Source organism: Zunongwangia sp. SCSIO 43204, assembly GCF_019904275.1.
Lineage (GTDB): Bacteria > Bacteroidota > Bacteroidia > Flavobacteriales > Flavobacteriaceae > Zunongwangia > Zunongwangia mangrovi.
Genome location: NZ_CP063204.1, coordinates 4,199,922 through 4,220,281, shown reverse-complemented (window position 1 = coordinate 4,220,281; position 20,360 = coordinate 4,199,922). Strand labels below are relative to the sequence as shown.

At 34.7% G+C, this 20,360-nt stretch carries 15 protein-coding genes; 7 read left to right on the top strand and 8 right to left on the bottom strand.

Annotated features, from left to right (window positions below; translation table 11 throughout):
- Nucleotides 1-130 precede the first annotated feature (130 nt).
- From INR75_RS18610 to INR75_RS18595, 4 genes are read left to right on the top strand one after another with little or no spacing between them, the layout of a single operon-like run.
- Nucleotides 131-3,286, top strand: coding sequence for a SusC/RagA family TonB-linked outer membrane protein (locus tag INR75_RS18610; RefSeq protein WP_223090000.1), 3,156 nt, complete (start codon nucleotides 131-133; stop codon nucleotides 3,284-3,286).
- A 16-nt stretch (nucleotides 3,287-3,302) separates the two neighbouring features.
- The gene (locus tag INR75_RS18605) at nucleotides 3,303-4,772 is read left to right on the top strand and encodes a SusD/RagB family nutrient-binding outer membrane lipoprotein (protein ID WP_223089999.1); all 1,470 of its coding nucleotides are present in this window, start codon (nucleotides 3,303-3,305) and stop codon (nucleotides 4,770-4,772) included.
- Nucleotides 4,773-4,787: 15 nt separating this feature from the next.
- Nucleotides 4,788-5,450, top strand: coding sequence for an immunoglobulin-like domain-containing protein (locus INR75_RS18600; protein WP_223089998.1), 663 nt, complete (start codon nucleotides 4,788-4,790; stop codon nucleotides 5,448-5,450).
- A gap of 21 nt (nucleotides 5,451-5,471) precedes the next feature.
- The gene (locus INR75_RS18595) at nucleotides 5,472-5,966 is read left to right on the top strand and encodes a lipid-binding protein (RefSeq protein WP_223089997.1); all 495 of its coding nucleotides are present in this window, start codon (nucleotides 5,472-5,474) and stop codon (nucleotides 5,964-5,966) included.
- A 525-nt stretch (nucleotides 5,967-6,491) separates the two neighbouring features.
- Here the strand turns inward: INR75_RS18595 and INR75_RS18590 are convergent.
- The 4 genes from INR75_RS18590 to INR75_RS18575 form a co-directional block, all read right to left on the bottom strand.
- A complete protein-coding gene (locus INR75_RS18590) occupies nucleotides 6,492-6,938 on the bottom strand; it encodes a hypothetical protein (protein WP_223089996.1) in 447 nt (148 codons plus the stop codon).
- Nucleotides 6,939-6,989: 51 nt separating this feature from the next.
- Nucleotides 6,990-8,267, bottom strand: a complete 1,278-nt coding sequence (locus INR75_RS18585; RefSeq protein ID WP_223089995.1) for a Glu/Leu/Phe/Val dehydrogenase — start codon at nucleotides 8,265-8,267, stop codon at nucleotides 6,990-6,992.
- A 407-nt stretch (nucleotides 8,268-8,674) separates the two neighbouring features.
- Nucleotides 8,675-9,991 (bottom strand): sigma-54 dependent transcriptional regulator, encoded by a 1,317-nt coding sequence (locus INR75_RS18580; RefSeq protein WP_223089994.1) that lies wholly within the window; start codon nucleotides 9,989-9,991, stop codon nucleotides 8,675-8,677.
- 9 nt (nucleotides 9,992-10,000) lie between these two features.
- The gene (locus INR75_RS18575) at nucleotides 10,001-11,092 is read right to left on the bottom strand and encodes a sensor histidine kinase (RefSeq protein ID WP_223089993.1); all 1,092 of its coding nucleotides are present in this window, start codon (nucleotides 11,090-11,092) and stop codon (nucleotides 10,001-10,003) included.
- A 378-nt stretch (nucleotides 11,093-11,470) separates the two neighbouring features.
- Between INR75_RS18575 and INR75_RS18570 the strand changes: the two genes are divergently transcribed.
- Nucleotides 11,471-11,785: a hypothetical protein gene (locus tag INR75_RS18570; protein ID WP_223089992.1), complete on the top strand. Its 315-nt coding sequence runs from the start codon at nucleotides 11,471-11,473 to the stop codon at nucleotides 11,783-11,785.
- Between the two features lie 182 nt (nucleotides 11,786-11,967).
- Here INR75_RS18570 and INR75_RS18565 read toward each other — a convergent pair whose 3' ends face one another.
- The 4 genes from INR75_RS18565 to INR75_RS18550 form a co-directional block, all read right to left on the bottom strand.
- Nucleotides 11,968-12,294 (bottom strand): multidrug efflux SMR transporter, encoded by a 327-nt coding sequence (locus INR75_RS18565; RefSeq protein WP_223089991.1) that lies wholly within the window; start codon nucleotides 12,292-12,294, stop codon nucleotides 11,968-11,970.
- Between the two features lie 219 nt (nucleotides 12,295-12,513).
- On the bottom strand, nucleotides 12,514-13,515 hold the full coding sequence (locus INR75_RS18560) for a DUF1624 domain-containing protein (RefSeq protein ID WP_223089990.1): 1,002 nt from the start codon (nucleotides 13,513-13,515) through the stop codon (nucleotides 12,514-12,516).
- Between the two features lie 324 nt (nucleotides 13,516-13,839).
- The gene (locus INR75_RS18555; protein ID WP_223089989.1) at nucleotides 13,840-14,289 is read right to left on the bottom strand and encodes a RadC family protein; all 450 of its coding nucleotides are present in this window, start codon (nucleotides 14,287-14,289) and stop codon (nucleotides 13,840-13,842) included.
- A 184-nt stretch (nucleotides 14,290-14,473) separates the two neighbouring features.
- Entirely contained in the window at nucleotides 14,474-14,812 is a 339-nt protein-coding gene (locus INR75_RS18550; RefSeq protein WP_223089988.1) for a single-stranded DNA-binding protein, read from the bottom strand.
- Nucleotides 14,813-16,051: 1,239 nt separating this feature from the next.
- Between INR75_RS18550 and INR75_RS18545 the strand changes: the two genes are divergently transcribed.
- Both INR75_RS18545 and INR75_RS18540 read left to right on the top strand, forming a co-directional pair.
- Entirely contained in the window at nucleotides 16,052-18,793 is a 2,742-nt protein-coding gene (locus tag INR75_RS18545; RefSeq protein ID WP_223089987.1) for a substrate-binding domain-containing protein, read from the top strand.
- Nucleotides 18,794-19,018: 225 nt separating this feature from the next.
- Nucleotides 19,019-20,359 carry a sugar porter family MFS transporter gene (locus tag INR75_RS18540; protein ID WP_223089986.1) on the top strand — a complete coding sequence of 447 codons (1,341 nt, stop codon included), beginning with the start codon at nucleotides 19,019-19,021 and terminating at the stop codon, nucleotides 20,357-20,359.
- Nucleotide 20,360 lies beyond the last annotated feature (1 nt).

The window sequence follows — 20,360 nt, the reverse complement described above, 5'->3', positions numbered from 1 at the left end:
TTAATATTTACAAAAGGATTCATAAATGTTGTTGTTGGTATCAGATATTTTACCACTGGAATCATATTGCAAATTCGCTACTTTTTTACTGTTAGATTAGCCGTCCTAATTTTTAACGAAGTAAAAATTTATGAGAATTCACTACAATTTAGGGTGCTTGTTACTCTTTTTGCTAACAAGCATCTCAACATTTGCACAAAACAACACCATTACCGGGACGGTCTCTGACACCGATGGCATGCCATTGCCTGGGGTTAATGTTATTGTGAAAGGAACCAATAATGGGGTTCAAACAGATTTTGATGGAGAGTATTCTATCAAAGCATCGGAAGGTGATGTGTTAGTATTTTCATTCGTGGGAATGATTACTGCAGAGATCACCGTTCAACAAGCCACAACTATCGATGCCACATTAGAGCAAAACACGGCACAACTTGATGAAGTTGTGGTCACTGCTGTTGGTATTGAAAGAGAAAAAGCTTCTTTAGGTTCTGCTACCACCACTGTAAATGCAGAGGAAATAACCAGGGGTGCACAATCCAATATTGCCGATGCTCTTAAAGGGAAAGTAGCGGGGGTTAATATTTCTGCGGCTTCAACAGATCCTGGAGCTTCTTCCGGAGTAATTATTCGTGGTATTAGTACCATGGGAGGTTCAAATCAGCCTCTGTATGTAGTTGATGGAGTGCCGATCAATAATGGATCTGCATTTTCTAGCAGTCTAGGAGGGGGATATGACTTTGGTCGTGGTTCACAGGATATCAACCCGGATAATATCAAAAGCATGACAATTTTAAAGGGGGCATCTGCCACTTCTTTATATGGTTCAAGAGCTGCTAATGGTGTAATTATTATTACGACCAAAAGTGGTCAGTCCGGTAAGCTAAGTGTTGAGTTGGGCAGTACCTCATTCTTTACAAGAATTTCCAGAACACCTAATTATCAATCAACTTATGGGCAAGGATGGGATTTTACTCATCGTTTAAATGAGAATGGTTCTTGGGGGCCAAGGTTTGATGGAACTCCTCGAGTATGGGGAAATGTTGTGGATAATTCGCAACGTCTGAAGCCATACTTATTTCAGGAGGATCAATTAGAGAATTTCTTTGATACAGGGACCTTCTTCCAAAATAATATTGCGGTTTCCGGAGGTAATGAAAATTCTACGGTACGTTTATCTTATTCCAATTTACAACAAGATGGGATATACCCAACAGATGCTGATAGTTATGATCGTAATACTATTGGTTTAAGCGCCCAAAGTAAAATGGGAAAATTAAAAATTTCCGGTAATTTAAATTATGTAAATACGGAAGGTGCTTCTGTTGCTACCGGTCAAGGCTTGACGGTATTAAATAACCTATTACAAATTCCTAATGATTTGAACATTACAGAATTTAAGGACTATAATAATAAATTCAATAATATATCAAATTATTATACACCCTACGGTATCACCAATCCATATTTCACCTTAAATGAGGACGGATCGAATTATGAAAAGGAACGTGTTTATGGTGCTTTAGAGGCCTCTTATGATCTGACAGACTGGTCAAAAGTAACTTATAGATTTGGTTTGGATCAATATACGGATAATACTCAGTTTTGGACGGCTATTGTAGATCCTGAACCGGGATCTCCAAACGCTGGGGCTTCTACTGTTCAACCTGGTTCCTATTCTGAAAGTACGAGAATGGTAAAGCAATTAAACCATGATATTCTTTATGATTTAAATGCTGAGGTAAATGAATACTTAGGAATTCAATCTACTTTCGGATTCAATTACAATATCAGGACTTCAAGATCCCTTGCGGCTTCTGTAGGAAGTCAGGATCTATTTGGTTTTTACAGTTTAAGTAATTCCGGAGAAAATCCACAAGCGAGTTCATCTGAAAGCGAGCGAAGACTTTATGGGCTTTATAATAATACTACATTTAGTTTTAAGGACCAGTTGTATTTAACTGGAAATATTAGAAATGACTGGTATTCTACGCTTCCGGAGGAAAATAGATCTGTACTTTACGGAGGGGTAAATGCGAGCTGGTTATTTACAAAAACCTTCGATGGTATAAGCGATGTCCTTAATTATGGTAAGCTAAGAGCAGGCTACGGTGAAGTTGGTGTAGATACTGATCCATACCAGATTAATCCGGTATATGTAGCAGGAAGTGCGGATAACCAGGGATTTGGTAGTCTGAATTTCCCTCTAGGAGGTGTTAATGCATATGAGGTAGGAAATCGTGCTGCGAATCCAAATTTGAAACCGGAACGAAGAAAGGAATTTGAGGTAGGTTTAGATCTTGAATTTTTCAAAAGCAGAATCGCCCTTGATTTCACTTATTATAATGCCCGTGTAGAAAATCAAATATTATCCTTACCTCTAGCGGCAACAACAGGTTACACAAGCCAAACAGCAAATTTGGGAGAAATTAGTAACGAAGGAATCGAAGCTCTTTTAAAATTAGCGGTTTTCAGAAACTCTAAAGGATTTAATTGGAATATGGCTTTTAATTTTGCTACGAACGATTCAAGATTAGAAAAACTAGATGAGCGTTTAACCCAGGTTTCTTTAGGAGGTTTAAGTACAACATCGCTGGTAGCTCTGGAAGGCATGCCTTTAGCCCTGATCGAAGGGTCTGTGCCACAGACTAATGATGAAGGACAAATCGTAGTAGACTCCAACGGTATTCCAATCGCGGCAAGTACTAAAGAAATATACGGCGATACACAGTATGATTATACACTAGGTTTTACTAATGAATTTTCATATAAGAATTTATCTTTAAACTTCACATTTGATCTACGTGAAGGAGGATTAATGTACAGTCGTACAGCGGATATTACCCGGTTTGTAGGAAATTCAGTAACTACGATGTATAATGACAGGCAACCTTTTATTGTGCCTAATTCTGTTCAGCAATCCGTAGCCGATGATGGCAGTATAACTTATGTAGAAAACACTACTGCAGTTTCCAGAGCAAATATCGACGATTACTATAGTGCCACTGCCTTAAGCAGAAATACGGTGATCGATAAATCATTTTTGAAACTTCGAGAAGTGGTATTGAGCTACAGTATACCAGGAAAAATTATGGATAAGACTTTTTTAGATAATCTTTCACTTTCCATAATCGGAAGAAATTTATTCTTATGGACTCCAGAGAGTAATCAGTTTATCGATCCTGAAATTTCCACTTTTGGTACGGATTTATCCAGTCAATTCGGAGAATTTAGTGCTAATCCAAGTACAAGAAGCTTAGGATTTAGTGTAAAAACAAGATTCTAATTTAGATATTATAATTATGAAGAAATTAATAAACTTACTTTTTATTTCATTACTCGCGCTTACGTCCTGTAGTGATGATTTAGATATAAATACCGATCCTAACACCCCCCAGGAAATCAATAAGGGGCTTGCATTATCAGCAGCTCAGGGATCAATCACAACGATTATGGGTGGTGAGTTTTTCAATCTAGGAGGAATGTATGCGCAGTTTTACACCCAAGCGCCTAGTGCAGGTCAGTATGAAGCTATCGATCAATATAATTTGGATACCGACTATGCTAATAGATTGTGGACAGAGCTTTATGCTGGCGCACTCAATGATCTAGAATTCGTGCTCAATGAATCTAATGAACAGGGAGATACGGGAACTTATCTTATCGCCACTTGTTTAAAGGCCTACACCATGCAATATCTTGTAGATGTTTTTGGTGATGTACCATATAGTGAAGCTTTCCAGGGGAGTGATAATATTTCTCCATCTACAGATCCAGGAGAGGAGATTTATCTTGACTTATTAAGTAAGATCGATGAAGCATTGGCGGCTTATGAAGAAAGTCCTATGAATAGCGATGTCGGGCAGCAGGATTTAATTTTTACGGCAGACATGGATAACTGGGTACAATTTGCGAATACCTTAAAGTTAAAATTATATTTAAGAATGTCGAATACCAGTCAAGCCAACAGTGCGGCTGTGACTTCATTATTAAATGAAGGGAATTTTTTAAGTGAAAATGTATCATTTACGGCCTTCACAGATGCTACCTCGAAAAGAAACCCATATTATGAAGTTCAGATCCAGGAATTAGGAGATGTGAATGACGTAGCAAGTAATTCCTTGCTTGAATTTTATGCAAGAAACGATGATCCACGATTAGAAGCAGTTTTTAAACCAAATACGGAAGGCGAATATATTGGTATTGAACAGGGAATCGGTATACTGGCGGAACCTTATGGAGGTTATCAGGCACAGGAATTTGCCCGTCCTGATATCCAGCCAACCACTCCAGTATACCTTATGAGTTTACCGGAGAGTTCTTTCCTTCAGGCAGAAGCTTATGCAAGATATGGCAGCAGTGAGCAGGCGCAGGAAAAATATGAGGAAGGAGTGATGAGGTCTTTTGAATTATATGGCTTATCCACTGCAGATGCTATGGATCTGATCAATGCCGATGGAGCTTATGCTTTTGATGCAACAGCCGAATTAGAAGATCAGTTAGAAACGATTATGAATCAAAAATGGGCTGGTCTTGCCAATGTAAATAATATTGAGGCGTGGATAGAAACCAGAAGAACGGGATATCCACTTTTAGTAGATGCTCAGGATCCAGCTTACGAAGAAGGAAGGCGAATCTATTCTTTGGCTTCTGTACTACCGGGCGGTCAGATTCCCTCAAGTATATATTATCCAGATAATGAAGTTCAGAGAAATAGTAATTTGACACAGAAGCCAAATCTTTTACAGGAAGTTTGGTGGAATCAGGACTAATTAAAACAAGATAAAATGAATAAAATAAAATATATATTATTCTTTATGGCTACGGCAACACTTTTTAATAGTTGTAGCCCGGAAGACCCAATAACCTCAGAGGTAACCTATTATCCAGAATTAAATTTACTAGGTGATGCAACAGTTTTGGTAGAACAAGGAACAAGTTTTGATGATCCTGGTATTGAGGCTATTATTCAGGGGGAGAGTGTGGAATATGAAACGAATGGAAATGTAGATACTGCTATTCCGGGGATGTATTCTCTATCTTATAGTGTGGAGAATGAAGATGGTTTTGCGGCCACAGTGGATCGAACCATATATGTTTATGAAAACAATGGTAGTATTGCCGGCTTCTGGTATGGATCTTCAGGTAATGGTTCTGAATTTCCGGTACTGATTACTTCGACTGATGATCCGAACGTTTTCGATATTACTGATGTCCTAGTGGGACACTATGAATACGGGGTAAATTATGGCCCCAATTATGCTGTACCGTCGACGATTACGGTGAATGGAGATAATATCAGTTCTCCTGGAGGATCAAATGCCTTCGGTGTTTGGACTGTTGATGCCCCTTCAATTTCAGCAGGTAAGACGACAATGAACTGGGGAGCAACACTAGCTTCTCAAAGTTTTAGTTTATCTGGATTAAGGCTTGATAAAGTAACTCCTTAAGTAAATTTAAAATTAAGAGAAATGAATATAAGATATAATACAATACTGGTGGTATTACTTTCCTGCTTCCTATTTTCCTGTGAGAATGATGGATATGCAGACTATGATACCGGTCAAACGAATACAAAAGAATTAAGTGGAGAGTGGTATGTCTCAAAGTACTCAATGAGTGGAGAGCTCCTATCAGGATACTATTTGCTTTCAACTTATAATACTGCTGATAATGATAACACTATTTTTGTTGATGATAATGGAAATTTATTTCCTCTGAAGGTAAAAGCTACCGGTGATGTTGAAAATTTAATTTTTTCAACTACGGATGCAGCAAATCTTTACGATGAAGAAGGAGTGGCCACGATTACAGAAGGATTAATTATTCCTAATGGAACTGAAGCTTCAGGAAGTAGAACAATTGTTGATAGTCTATCGTTTCAAATACAACTGGCGAATGACCCTGATAGTCCTTATATCGTTGCAGGGTATAGAGATACTGGTTTTGCTGAAGATGATCATTAAAATGATTCTTCTTTAGTTATATTGTTGAGTGAAGAGCAGGTAGAAATACCTGCTTTTTTTTAGAATTTAAGATGGGATTGATACGATCGAATATACCGGAAACATACCTATAACTGGGTATTGTTTTCAATGTTAATTTAGCAAACTATTGTTTACTTAAGTTTTTAAAACTTGGGGTTTGAAAACTTAGGTTAACCTAGTCGTTTCGCTACAGAAATTTTGAGAAAGCTAAGAGTCTTAAAATTTTATGTTGTACTTACTAGCGGTAATATTATAGTGGGGACAGTTATGTTGGGGTGCATTTGTACCCATTATTATTGTAATATTTTTAGCCTAATCTCATTCTGCAATGTCAATATAACTATGATACTTAAGTCTAAAAATTGTTAAGCCGAGTACCTTGAGTTCAAGACTAAAAGTCTTATAACTTCATTCAATAGGTACCCGGCGTAGGAAAAAACATCCAAACAAACAGTTCGACGCAATTGTAAATGAGTTAATGATTTTTAAGCCCTTATTTAGGGTTTAATTATCTCTGAGATTGTTGAATTTCCTTAATTCATCAATGTTTAATGCTGAAAAAGCTATGGTTTTAGAAATTATCTGGTGCTTAAGGAGACTAATTTGTTTAAAGTGATCCTGAAGCCGATTCTTAAAAAGGGAATGTGCGTCTAGATAAATCTGTTCACAAGCCAGATCATCACATTCCCTGATTTTTGAAACTCTATTCTTGTAAAACAAACAGGTACGCAAATGAAATTTATTCTGTTCTATTTGCTCACTAATATTTAAGATTAGCGAATTTAGCGTGTTTTTTTTAACTGGTGTTTTTGTTCTATCATACTCCTGTAAATAAGATTTATAAAAAAGAAGCTCAAAATCTATAATTTCAAGATTCACAAGCCAGTCGTATGCATGTTTTTCAATGACAGCGATAGTACTTTCATCATTATTTTCAGGTTCATATTTCATAATACAGCTTTAAAATTCTAATTGCAGGATTTCATTTTTCAGCATTAATAACTAAGGGAAAATTCCGCGTTGTTGATAAGCCGTTTCAATTCTAGATATGGCTAGCATATATGCTGCGGTTCTCCAATCGATATTTTTTTCTTCTACTTCACGCTGTATACGTTTAAAGTTTTCTGAAAGTTTTTTCTCCAGTTTTCCCATACTTTCTTCTAGATCCCATAATTCGCCATTTCGATTTTGTAACCATTCAAAATAGCTGGAAATAACTCCGCCTGAATTACAATATATATCGGGAATAATAGTAACATTATTTCTTAGCAAAATAGCTTCACCTTCACTATCTGTTGGTCCGTTAGCACCTTCTAAGATTAACGGAGCTTTTATTTTTTCAGCAACAGTAGCGGTAATTTGATTTCCCAATGCTGCCGGAATAATTAAATCACACTCTAAACCAAAGAAATCTTCGGGTGGTATAGCAACCGCAACTGGATAATCTGCAATAGAGCCTTTTCTTGGGTTAGAATGTATTGCTAATGCTTCTACATCGATACCTTCTTTTTTATATAAAGTTGCATGAGCGTCTTGTACAGCTAACAAGCGCGCACCTTCTTTTAGCATAAAATGTGACGCCCAATAACCTACATTACCAAATCCCTGCACAATAAAAGTTTTTCCATCTAAAGTTTCACCTTTGCTTTCTAGGTAAAGTTTTGCTGAAAGGAATACGCTAAATCCGGTAGCACGATCCCTACCTTCTAATCCGCCTACTCCTAGAGGTTTTCCTGTAACGATATGACGGTTATGAGAACGCTCTGAAGTTGGAATGGTAGACATATAGGTATCTGCAATCCAGGCCATGGTTTGTGCGTTTGTATTAATATCTGGAGCGGGAATATCATGCTCTGGCCCTATATTTTCTCCAAGGGCATAAGTAAATCTACGAGTAATACGTTCTAATTCTCCAATAGAATATTTTCTTGGATCTATTTCTATTCCTCCTTTAGCGCCACCAAATGGCAGGCCTGCAAGAGAAGTTTTCCAGGTCATCCACATAGCCAAAGCTCTTGCAGCATCTATATCTACGGTATCGTGATACCGTAAACCACCTTTGTATGGTCCCAGGGCATTATTATGTTGCACCCGATAACCGGTAAAGACTTCTACACTGCCGTCGTCCATTTTTACGGGGAAGTGTACTATAATTTCGCTATTGGAGATTGAAAGGATCTTTCTAATATTAGTATTTAACTCCATACGGTCTGCCGTTTTATTAAACTGGCTCATTACCGTAGCGTGCATAGATTGTTTTTTTGTTTTTTCCTTTTTCATAAGATGTATTGGCACCGCCAAAGGGCATTATACCCCAAGACTTGTCTTAAAATTTAAAATTTGTTTACAACGAATGCCTCAAGGTAGTTTACTTAAAATGTTCACAAAACAACTTTCTGTGGTTTTGCCACGAACAATTCTTTTGATGATCGCAATTAAAGCAAAGTCCCTTAAGCATCTCCTGGGGTAAGAGGCTGCCTAAAGAACTTTTTGAAGCTGACTTATTTTTGGTACGATTAGTTTTCATAATTATTGAGGTTCGTCTATACCTAAAAGTCAAATGCTGTACCCAAAAAAGGAATTTTTTATTTTAAGTTTTTATAGTGTTGAAGTTGAGGTTTTTATAATTTTTATTTATTAAAAATTACCGGGCATTTTACCCCTGCTGGGGAATTATGTACCGCTTGCTATTTTAGTTTATTTCGAAGTGTTTTGCGATCTATGTTAAGAATTTCAGCTGCCTGTGTTTTGTTTTGATCTGTATAGGCTAAAACCCTCAGGATATATTCTTTTTCAACTTCAGCTAAAGATTTAAAAGTAGTATCGTTAGAACTAATATGATATTTAAAATGTTCTGGAAGCTGTTCCGAAGTAATTTCATCATCGCTTAAAATGAGGGCACGTTGAATGATATTTTCTAATTCTCTCACATTGCCTGGCCAGTCGTAATTTTGTAATAATTCTAATGCTTTGTCACTAAGTGTAGCCCGTTTCCCATATTCTGAACAGTATTTTCGTAAAAAATTATTTGCCAGATATACAATATCATCTTTGTGTGAACGCAGTGGCGGTGTACTTATATTTACAACATTTAAACGGTAATAAAGATCTTCCCGAAACTTCCCGATCTTAACCATTTTATAAAGATCACTATTCGTCGCGGCTATAATGCGTATATCTATTTTCGCAGCATTCTGCTCTCCAATTCGCTGTACTTCTTTTTCCTGAAGGACTCTTAGCAGCCTGGTTTGAACTTTCATTGGGGCATTACCAATTTCATCTAGGAAAATTGTGCCTTTATCTGCCGCCTGAAAAAATCCCTGCCTATTTTCTAAAGCTCCGGTAAACGAACCTTTGGTGTAACCAAATAATTCAGCTTCCAGTAGATCTTCAGGAATACCGCCACAATTCACGGCGATAAAAGCTTGTGCAGCAAATCTGCCCTTGTAATGAATCGCCCTGGCGATAAGCTCTTTTCCCGTGCCGCTTTCACCTTGTATAAGTACCGTTGCTTTATTGTCTTTAACCCGTTCTATAAGATCGATAAGCTTTTGCATTGGTTCAGAGTTACCAATGATCCCAGCATAAGAAATACTATTATTAGCCAACGAATCACGTGTAGCTTCCTGTAAGTTTTGGGGTAAAGCCTTTGCTACGGCATTTTTTAATTCTTCTTTGGTAAATGGTTTAATAAGATAATCTAAAGCTCCAGATTTCATCGCTTCTAAAGCACCATCTATAGAAGGGAAACCGGTAATGACCAATGTTGGTAATTTAGGATAGTGATCTGATACATATTTTATTAATGCAATCCCACCTACCTGTGGCATTTGCAAATCTGTAATTAGTAGATCGATACGACTATATTTTAGAATATTTATAGCTTCTAATACATTGGAAGCCTTATAGGCATGAAAGTTTTGATCGTGGAGTTGCCTTTGTAGCAATTCTAACATATCAAAATCGTCATCAACAATTAGAATATTGGCCTTTTTATATGTCATTTTTTAAGCTTATAGTGGTAATGAAATTTGAAAATTACTTCCGGTAGGAATATTGTCTACAATTTTAATTTCGCCCTGATGTGCCTTTACAATCCCGTGCACCACACTTAATCCTAAGCCTGAACCATCGCCCAGTGGTTTTGTACTATAAAAAGGATGAAAGACTTTTTTTCGAAGAGATTTTGGAATCCCTGGCCCCTGATCTTTTACTTCCATAAGCATTGTTTCTTTAGTATGGCTAACCAAAATTTCTATATAAGATTTAGGAGGAGAGACGTAAATAGCATTAATAACCAGATTAAAAATTATCTGAGTAAATTGTATAATATCAAGTGGAATAACTAGATTTTCTTCATCAATTGTAAACTGGCAGCTAATTCCTGCCTTTTTAAGGTTTGGTCCTAAAAGCGAAAGCGCCTGTTCTATAATAGGTTTTATTTGTTGAGCTTGTTTTTGGTGTGGCATTTCACAGGCAAAAAACATCAATTTCTTTACGATCTCTCTAGAATATATGCTGGCTTTAATGATCTTGTCCAAATCATTTTTAGTCTGTTCATCATTATTATCAGCGTGGATAAGTTCAGCAAAACCAAGAATATTGCCCAAAGGAGTATTTAACTCGTGCGCTATTCCGGCAGTGATTTCACCAAGTATTGCCAGCCTATCATTATGTTCCTCTTTTCGGCGTAATAATTCTTCTCGCTGCTTTACACTTTCACGCTCAAAAAAGTCGCTAATTTCTATTGAAATTTGATCTAATAATTGTTGCTCTTCCTCTAAGAAATCGGTAGTATCGAAATAAGCCGAATCATAATAAACCCTAATGTTTCCAATGTTTTCCTGATGGTCTGATAGCTTACCTTCCTGAAAAATATAAGCAGAAGGGATATCGCCTATTTTTATATCAAAGCTGGTATATTTTAGATGAACTATGGCAGCTTCAGGATATCTCCATGCGTTTTTGGTAATTTCACATATCTCTTTTAGTGTGGCCTGCACATCTTCTTGATGTTTTCGCAACGCACTAGATATGCTATAAAGGCAGGTTAATTCTTTAACTCTTTCCTTTAGGCGATCTTCTACTGTAAACTCTTTATTCATTATCTAAATTTCTATGGCTTTTACAGCTATAATTGAGCAATATTCAATATGATTTTATATAAAGTTTAAAATCAAACTCTAGTCGATTCATTATCAGTTTGCTACTATTTTTATCCTTAAAATTATGCCGGGGTGTTTTTACTCAGCGGTTCAATTATACCCAAATTTATTGTTTTTTTCTGAAATAATATTTGAAGTATAATACTGTAAATCAGTTTTCTATAAAAGCTTAATTAGTTCAGCTACTATATCGGTATGGGCTTTGTCTTTATGCTTTTGTGTGTAACATATTTAAGATAAGTATTGAATATCAATTTTTTTGAACACGTATATTCCTATAGAGAACTCTGTATTAAAAAGGATTTAAGAGAAATCGCCATGTGGGGACGCCTTCTTGAAGATATAAATGTAGAATTAGGAGATCTTATTAAACTAGAAAAGCAGATGATAAACAATCTAAAATTGGCCGGTACCTTACAGGCATTGCGTAGAGATGTAATTTTATGTACAGCTGGGTTTTGCAAGTTTGAACAGGAACTTCAGAAGGAATTAGAATATGGGAATAATGAATACGGGGATCTTCATATTCAACTAATAGAAAAGCATCGTATGCGTTATCTCAAGATTGTTGAAAATCTGGCCATGTTAAGAAGAAATGTACACCAAAGATTATTAGAAAAGAGAATAAAATAAGCATTAAAATTATACATTTTGAGACGATTTAAATTTCTTATTATCATCACATTTGTAGCGCTTTTAAGTATTCTGTTATTATGCTGGTTATTTCCTGCGCCGGTATTTCAGAATAGTTAATTTAGAGCATAAGCACTCGATTAGCGAGATAAAGAATGCTGGTTTTTTGTTGACTTACATTTTCAATGGGAAACTAATTTTAAACCAATGATAGAGCCAATAAATGTGGTAATAAAAAACAATCGCCAAAATGTTGCAGGTTCTTTAAAAACAAATATTCCTAAAAGCACGGTACCGGCCGCACCAATTCCAGTCCAAACTGCATAAGCTGTACCAATAGGAAGTACCTTTGTTACTTTTACAAGCAAAGTCATGCTTAGAAATAGGCAGATTAAAAACCCGCCAAACCAAAGTTTAGAGATTATTCCTTGAGTATGATTTGCCTTACCCAGACATATAGCAAAAAGCATTTCAAACAAGCCGGCAATAATTAAAAGTATCCAATTCATAGCTTATAAATTTCAGCAAAAATAGAAAGAATTAGTAATAGAATATTAGTAAGTATCCCGATCCTCTTTACTAAAAGAATTTTAAAATTCGATTCGTAGATCTTTTTTTAAATGTGCCAAATTTTTTAGCCGGCCAGTAAAGCAACATACTCAATGCAATGGCTATAAGCCATACATATGCAATATGATCTACACCAAAGTATGCACCTTGATTAGCACCTAATGTTGTGTTAATATTTGATAAGCGATAAGTAGTATATATAAATGGCATACGTATATAAACATAGGGACACTACCAAAAGTTTTTAATACGAGCATCCATGGTTGCTCAAAACGCTCAATGAAATAGAGGAGAAAACAACCTATGCCGAGCGTTAACAATAAAAAATCCAGGGATGGAGGGTACTTTGTAAAATTAATGAAAGACATTATGCTTTCTATTGGCGAGGAATGAATTTGCCAGTGGTTAGTTTCTCCGTAGAGATTGAAACCACGTAGTAAGCCTAGAATTGTTAAGGATGTAAAGGCGCTGGCTAGAAGATATCTATGTCGGATTTTAGTAAATTTTGTATTCGTATACAGTACCCCAGCGTAGTAGCCTATAAAAATAACTCCTATCCATGGTAGTACTGGATAAGAAACTTTAATATTTAAGATATCAGATTGGAGAAGGTACCCACGATCATGTAGTATAGTCCATAACGGGAAGGCTATCTCATTGGGCTGGAAGTTTATAGAGGCTAAGAGATTATGTACAAAAATAATCACCAGACCTAAACCACCTATTAAATTTTTTGGTAATTTAATTACTAAAGCCAATGTGATCATGCTTAGACCAATGGCCCAAATAACCTGAAGGTATAAATTTTGATAGTTTCCGAACCATGAAAAATTTATAAGTGTGATTTCTAAAACAATCAAGAATAAGCCCCGTTTCAATAAAAAAGACTGAAGATCACGTTTTGGTTTCTGAATCGGATTTTGGTATAAATATGCAGAGAGCCCGGTTAGAAATACAAATATAGGTGCACAAAAATGAGCACTTAACCGAGTAAAGAATAAAGAGGGATCTGTATGTTGAATATCCATGGGATCTGTTACCTGATGGTGATAAAAGAAACGTTCTCGAACGTGGTCTACTATCATTAGTAAAATAACCGGGCCACGAAGGATATCAATAGAATGAATTCGTTTTGAGGTACTTTTTATTTTGTGGGACATTTTTAAAGAGTGCTGAGTTGTAAAATCACTGAACCAAAAGCTAAGGTTACAATACTTTTAAACAGTTCGGTTTTAAGGGAAGCTTACAAAATGAATTCAATTTTAAAGTTCACAGATCGTCAACATGACAAATAGACACTAGTATTTATAGGGCTTCACAGACATCGGTGAATCCTGAAGAGATCATGGCTAAAACTATATAGGAAACCGTAGTTTTGTATCACCTAATCATTATTTCGTTAATTTGTATTAGCCTACAAAACCGGAATGATACAAAAAGGGAGCTCAACCGAGCTCCCTTTTATGTATATAAGTAATTAAGTATTATAAAATTCTTTCATCGGCAAAGCTGAGATAGTTACCGCCCTCAGTGATAATGATATGATCGAGGAGTTTAATATCCAGAAAATCGCAGGCCTTTTGAATTTTGGCGGTTAAGTTCTTATCGGCCTGACTAGCCTGTAATTTCCCGGAGGGGTGGTTATGGCAAATAATAATTGCGGTCGCTAAGCTTTTCAGAACCAGGGCAAACATAATTCGGAGATCAACTAAGGTTGCGGTAATTCCACCGGCGGATATCTGGCAAATCCCTTTCACAATATTAGAATTATTGAGCAGCATTACTTTAAAGGATTCATGGAGTTGAATTTCGTTTTTATCCCAATTTTTATAGTAAAGATTAGCTGCATCCTGGGAGCAGGTAATTTTCGGTGATTTCGCAATGGAGATTCGATCTTTATAGCATAGTTTTATTTCGTTTACTTTGGTAGTCATAATTGAAAGGGTTAAAAGTATTTATAGGCGTATTCCATAAGCCTATTAAAGAGGTGTTAATTTTAAAAGCTAACACCTCTTTTAGGTGGTAAATATTTAAATTTATAGCCCTAAGCTTTAGGTTTGGGAGATCTCAAAGAAACAAGGACGCGAAGGGGTTCCGTCCTTGTTGTTTTTGGTAGTATTATTCCTTACTACCTAAGAGTAGAATTTCACTCACTAAGATTTCGGTCACATAACGTTTATTCCCTTCTTTATCCTCGTAAGATCTGGAGATAAGTTTTCCCTCGATGGCAATTTCTTTACCCTTTGGCACATAGTTTTCGATGAGTTCGGCATTTTTGTTCCATGCCACAAGATTATGCCATTGCGTATCCTGAACCGATTCTCCTTTTTTATTGTAGTAATAGTCATTGGTAGCGATACTCAAATGCGCTACTTTTTTGGAGGTGTTCAGATTGGTGATTTCGGGAGTGCTTCCCACATTTCCGATTAACTGTACTTTGTTGCGTAGATTACTCATAATTAAAAGTTTTAAAAGATTATTAATGCCCCTTATTTGAAATAGAATGAATTGTAAATTTTAAGGGGTGTTTGTTTGCTTCTTAGGTGCGTAGCACAATAAAACAAGGAAGTTCTGTCAAGACTTTTCAGGAAAAATCAGGAGTGTCTGCGACGTGGTAAAATCCATAAGATTTTCAAGGAAGTAGAAACCTTATTAATCCTGAAAACCGGAGGCCAGGCCTTGACGGGTTTTCTATAGTCTTAGGAATTATTTCCACTGCCTTTTTCGCAGGGAGCGTACCGGCAGTTAAGCAATCGTAGAAACAGGGATGGATTAGAATTCGTTAGGCTATACCTGTTTTTTGCTGTCCCAAAAAACAATAGCAGGCTTTTTTTATTATAAACCCCTTAAAATGCTTAAGACAAAAGTTTTATTTTTAAGGAGTACCGTGTATAAGCCCAAGAAGCTTATACCGGTAATACTGTTAAGAAAATGAAAGTTTTGGCTATCCGTTGTTTTGTATTCCCAAATAAGTTTAGAGCATAAGGATAATAGATACTGTTTACTGTATTGATTGTATAAAGATGAATTATTGCATTACAATAGGAGTAAAGCTGTAAATAAAGAAATAGTTATAGTGTTTGGATTTTCTAACATTTTTTACAGTAATAGTAGTTTGGAAGTAGTCAAATAAGTATGGGAAGCCTGATATTCTTAATTGAGATCAGGGAGGCAATTTACCTGCTTAGATTATATATTTACTTATATGATAACGGGATCTGGATAAGTATAGTTGGAATAGGAAAGGCACGGCACACTATGTACATTAAAGGTTTGTGAGGAACTATTAAATTTCAGCATATTTAACTGAATTAGGCAAAAGATGGGATCACCTCGTACAAAGGTAGAAGTTATGTTAAGACAACTTTTACCATCTGGATCGCCCGGCAATTGCTATATAGATATTACAATGTAGCCTAATAATTCAATTAAGAATCAACTAAGTAAATTAATAATTAAAATAAATTATTTGTTCAATATGATTGAAAAACTAAGAAGTAACAGAATTTATAAAGTTCTTTGATTTTGCGTTTATAAACCACTCCAGGGAATGATTTATTATACATTAAGGATATAAAATGATGTTATGTACTTTAAATTACAATTATTTGAAGAATTTTTAAAATTGCGTGATTAGTTTCAATTATAGATATTTGATATTTATAATCGGAGACTACCTAACTAACTTTTCATTTTATGAATATATTCTCAAAAATTGGAATACTTATTATTGTCTTAATTTTTTGCAGTTGTACTACACAGGTGGAAGAAGAAAAATATAGTATTGGGTTTTCACAATGTTTGTCAAATCACCCATGGAGGGCTATGATGAATAAAAGCATGAAGATAAAGTCTTCTCTAGATCAGGAAATAGATTTGGAAATTTTTGAGGCTCATGGGGATGCCTCTCAACAGATTGCTGATATCCAATTTATGATCGAGAAACAATTTGATTTAATAATAATTTCCCCCTTAGATCCGGATTCTATAAAGCCTATAGTAGAAAAGGCCTATGCCGAAGGAATACCTATAATATTAATAGATAGAAAAATAGATTCCGATAGTTTTACTTCTTATGTTGGAGCAGACAATTTTCAAGTAGGCGTAGATGCTGCGAATTATATATTATCTGATAGTAATTCTGATCTAATTCAAATTTTAGAAATTAGAGGAATTGACAATTCTACTCCAACAAAGGATCGTAGTCGAGGCTTCCATCAAGCCTTAATAGACAGTAAAAATAAAATTAAGCTAAATACAATAAAAGGCGTCGATGAAAAATTTTCATCCTTTTTGGACTCCATTGACCAACTTCCCAATTATGTATATGCATTCAACGATGAGCTAGCATACGAAGCTTGGAAAATCGCTCAAAAAAAAAGAGTCGAAAATAGAATTAAATTTCTAGGGGTCGATGGTTTAAGTATTCCTAATGGCGGTATTGAAATGGTTCAAAATGGTATTTTATACGCGACGATATACTACCCCACAGGTGGTGCCGAAGCTATCGATTTAGCTTCAGATATACTTAATGGGCGTAATTTTACGAAAGAAAATATTTTAAAGACTGTAGTTATAGATAGGTTCAATGCTGACATAATGCTGAATCAATTTATTAAAATTTACGAGCAGCAGGAGGAAATAAATGACCAGATAATTTCTATTGATAAACAAAAAGAGAAATATTATGTTCAGAATAGTTTGTTAAAATTGACTTTAGCTTTATTGATAATAATTCTTAGTCTAAGTTTCTATAGTATATATAGTATAGTAACGATTCGAAGAAAAAATGGACAACTCGAAAATATAAATCAGAAGATTATTCAACAACGCAATAAAATTGAAAGAATAGCAAAAGAGGCTAAAGAAAGTAATGAAGCAAAAATAAATTTTTTTACTGGAATTTCTCATGAATTTAAAACTCCTATTACATTGATTCAAAGTTCTATAGAGTCCTTAACTGAGAATAAGGGTATTAAGAACTTTAGAATAATGGAGGAAATAGAATTAATATATAATAACAGTAACCGACTACTTCGATTGATTAATAATTTATTGGATTTTAGAAGAGTTGAAAATAGAAATTTTAATCTACGGGTTTCAAAAACAAATTTATTTGATTTTTCTAGCAGAATCTTGAAAGATTTTGAAAGGGAAGCACGTAAAAGAAATATATCACTAGAATTGATTTCTAATAATCAAGAATTAGATATTTATATTGATAGGAGTTTAATGGATAAGGTATATTTTAATATTCTTTCCAATGCTTTTAAGTTCACTCCTGAAAATGGAAAAATTGAGATTATAATTGAGGATAATTTGGATACCAATGAAGTATTCTTAATGATCAAGGATTCTGGGATTGGTATTCCAGATAATGAAATAGATCATATATTCGATGCCTTCTTCAAAGGTTCCGTAAATAGAAAAAATAGTTCGGGCATAGGATTACATCTTGTAAAGCAGTTTGTCGATTTGCACCTAGGATCTATTCAAGCTAAATCTAAACATGGCACAGAATTCACTTTAAAATTACTAAAGGGTAGAACGCATTTTAATGAAGATCAAATTGTTGATGAGGCTCAGATATTTGAGTCTTCATTGATTGATTTTTCAACAGGTTTTAGCGATCAATCCTCGATATATTCAGATTTTAGTGAGGATAATTCAGATAATGATGAGCTTTATACAGTATTGATTATTGAAGACAATCCAGAGTTATCTTATTTCTTAAGAAAAAAATTAAAGAAGGAGTACAATGTTTTATTATCCGACGGTAAAGATGCTATAAAAAAAGCTTTTGATAATGTACCTGATATTATCATAAGTGATCTAAATCTTCCAGAGATAAGTGGTTTTGAAATCTGTCAACAATTAAAAAAGGACTTGAAAACTTCTCATATTCCAATTTTGATTTTAACAGCCTTAGGCGATAAAGACTCATATATAAAGGGTCTAGAATCGGGCGCGGATATGTATTTAACAAAGCCATTTAATTTTTCAGTAATAAATCAATCCTTAAAAGCTTTGTTATTCAATAGAGAAAAACTACGCTATTATTATACAAACAATATCTTCAAAATTAATAAGAAGGTAAGTTTTGGCCATCCTGAGCAGCAATTTTTAACAAGGTTAAATAGCATAATCAAGGATAATATCCAAAATCCAAATTTCAATGTTGAAAATTTAGCGGAAAGTTTAAATATTTCCAGAGTTCAATTATATAGAAAAGTTAAGGCACTTGTTGGTATTTCTATTAGCGATTATATAACTAATTTTAAACTTGAAACTTCTAAAGAATTGCTAAAAGATTCCAGTTTGTCAATCTCAGAGGTAGCGTATAATAGTGGTTTTTCTTCTCCAAGTTATTTTTCTACAACATTTAAGAACAAATATAAGGTAACTCCCGTAACCTATCGTAAATCATTTAATACGTAAATGATTGAAATGTTTTTTGCATAGTAACATAGAATCAAATCTATGTAACAATAGTGAAATTATAACGATTTCGTTAAAGTAAAATAATTACTTGATCCCTTGCTACTATTACGATTGCGATAAATTGATAAATTGATTAACAATTTTTTAATTTTTGGAAACATGGCTTAACCGCTTTTAGAATTTCGTAAAATACTTTTACCTCAAAATTAAATGGAGGTAAAAATGAATAGAATTTGGATATGGTCAATTACTGCTTCTTTAGCTGGATTCTTATTTGGCTTTGACACAGTAGTTATTTCTGGTGCTGATCGAATATTGCAGGATTTATGGAAAACGTCAGAAATTTTTCATGGAATAGTAGTAATGGGAATGGCACTTTGGGGGACTGTAATTGGAGCAATTTTTGGAGGAGTACCAACAAAGTATATTGGAAGAAAGAAAACATTAGTTATAATTGGGGTATTCTATTTTATATCAGCTTTAGGTTCAGCCTTAGCAAACAAGCCTGAGTTATTTGCTTTATTTCGTTTTCTTGGTGGATTAGGAGTGGGAGCTTCTACTATTGCCGCACCTACATATATATCTGAAATTGCACCAGCAAATGATAGAGGGAAATTAGTAGGTCTTTATCAATTCAATATTGTTTTTGGGATACTTATCGCCTTTTTATCCAATTATTTATTGAGTCAAATCGGTCCAAATGCGTGGAGATGGATGCTAGGTGTAGAAGCATTACCAGCATTAATTTATACGTTGTTCACTCTAAATATACCTAAAAGTCCTAGGTGGTTAATATCTAGATCAAGGAGAATTGAGGCCAAGGAAATCTTACTAAAAATTTATCCTAATAAAGATCCGGAGGCCTTAATGACTACTATTTCTCCTAGCAAAAGAATTAAATCAGAAAGCATTTTTAATAAAAAATTTAGAAGACCATTAGTGCTTGCATTTTTTATAGCTTTCTTTAATCAATTATCAGGAATTAATGCGTTTTTATACTATGCTCCTAGAATCTTTGAAGAAGCCGGACTAGCCGAAAATACATCACTTCTAAGTTCAATAGGAATAGGTTTGGTGAATCTTATTTTCACATTATTAGGGATTTATTTGATTGATAGAGTCGGAAGAAAACTGCTGATGTATATTGGAAGTATGGGCTATATTATTTCTCTAAGTTTGGTTTCCTTCGCTTTTTATTTTCAATGGCAAGGACATTTTGTACCATTTTTCCTATTTCTATTTATTGCTTCTCATGCAATTGGACAAGGTTCGGTGATCTGGGTTTTTATTTCAGAAATTTTCCCTAATAATGTTAGGGGGGAGGGACAAGCATTTGGAAGTTCTATTCATTGGCTTTTGGCTGCAATTATTCCTTCTTTAGTTCCTATTATGTTTGAATTGGTAGGTGCTGCAGCAGTTTTTACTTTTTTCGCTTTAATGATGGTATTGCAGTTAATTTTCGTAAAAATTTTCATGCCAGAAACTAAAGGTAAAAGCTTGGAAGACCTGGAAGAAGATCTAAACATGATTCAAACAACAAAGTTTAAACTTTTCAAAAAATAAT

Bases quoted from the DNA above. Each gene is read 5' to 3' on its own strand.
- INR75_RS18610 (WP_223090000.1), top strand. From the start codon at position 131: ATGAGAATTCACTACAATTTAGGGTGCTTGTTACTCTTTTTGCTAACA.
- INR75_RS18605 (WP_223089999.1), top strand. From the start codon at position 3,303: ATGAAGAAATTAATAAACTTACTTTTTATTTCATTACTCGCGCTTACG.
- INR75_RS18600 (WP_223089998.1), top strand. From the start codon at position 4,788: ATGAATAAAATAAAATATATATTATTCTTTATGGCTACGGCAACACTT.
- INR75_RS18595 (WP_223089997.1), top strand. From the start codon at position 5,472: ATGAATATAAGATATAATACAATACTGGTGGTATTACTTTCCTGCTTC.
- INR75_RS18590 (WP_223089996.1), bottom strand. From the start codon at position 6,938: ATGAAATATGAACCTGAAAATAATGATGAAAGTACTATCGCTGTCATT.
- INR75_RS18585 (WP_223089995.1), bottom strand. From the start codon at position 8,267: ATGAAAAAGGAAAAAACAAAAAAACAATCTATGCACGCTACGGTAATG.
- INR75_RS18580 (WP_223089994.1), bottom strand. From the start codon at position 9,991: ATGACATATAAAAAGGCCAATATTCTAATTGTTGATGACGATTTTGAT.
- INR75_RS18575 (WP_223089993.1), bottom strand. From the start codon at position 11,092: ATGAATAAAGAGTTTACAGTAGAAGATCGCCTAAAGGAAAGAGTTAAA.
- INR75_RS18570 (WP_223089992.1), top strand. From the start codon at position 11,471: ATGTGGGGACGCCTTCTTGAAGATATAAATGTAGAATTAGGAGATCTT.
- INR75_RS18565 (WP_223089991.1), bottom strand. From the start codon at position 12,294: ATGAATTGGATACTTTTAATTATTGCCGGCTTGTTTGAAATGCTTTTT.
- INR75_RS18560 (WP_223089990.1), bottom strand. From the start codon at position 13,515: ATGTCCCACAAAATAAAAAGTACCTCAAAACGAATTCATTCTATTGAT.
- INR75_RS18555 (WP_223089989.1), bottom strand. From the start codon at position 14,289: ATGACTACCAAAGTAAACGAAATAAAACTATGCTATAAAGATCGAATC.
- INR75_RS18550 (WP_223089988.1), bottom strand. From the start codon at position 14,812: ATGAGTAATCTACGCAACAAAGTACAGTTAATCGGAAATGTGGGAAGC.
- INR75_RS18545 (WP_223089987.1), top strand. From the start codon at position 16,052: ATGAATATATTCTCAAAAATTGGAATACTTATTATTGTCTTAATTTTT.
- INR75_RS18540 (WP_223089986.1), top strand. From the start codon at position 19,019: ATGAATAGAATTTGGATATGGTCAATTACTGCTTCTTTAGCTGGATTC.